Source organism: Streptacidiphilus sp. ASG 303 (genome assembly GCF_020991365.1).
Taxonomy (GTDB): domain Bacteria; phylum Actinomycetota; class Actinomycetes; order Streptomycetales; family Streptomycetaceae; genus Peterkaempfera.
In genome coordinates this window covers 1-281 of sequence record NZ_JAJLRA010000187.1, presented here as the reverse complement: position 1 = coordinate 281, position 281 = coordinate 1, and the positions used below count along the sequence as shown (strand labels likewise).

The window sequence follows — 281 nt, the reverse complement described above, 5'->3', positions numbered from 1 at the left end:
CCGGGTGATGACCAACGCCCACGTCGTCGGCGGCGTCCGCGAACCCACGGTCCAGCTCGGCGGCGCGGGGCGCCTCTACGACGCCACCGTGGTGCAGTACGACTAGCAGCGCGACATCGCCGTCCTGGACGTGCCCCGGCTCGACGCCCCCGCGCTGGGCTTCGCCGGGCAGGCGGGCACCAACGACAGCGCCGTCGTCGCGGGCTTCCCCGAGAACGGCTCCTTCACCGTCCAGCCCGCACGGCTGCGCGGCCGCATCCAGGCCAACGGCCCGGACATCT

1 pseudogene is annotated in these 281 nt (G+C 74.4%); it reads left to right on the top strand.

What is annotated here, in order from left to right:
* A pseudogene (locus LO771_RS30440) lies at positions 1-281 on the top strand (trypsin-like peptidase domain-containing protein); the annotation flags it as partial.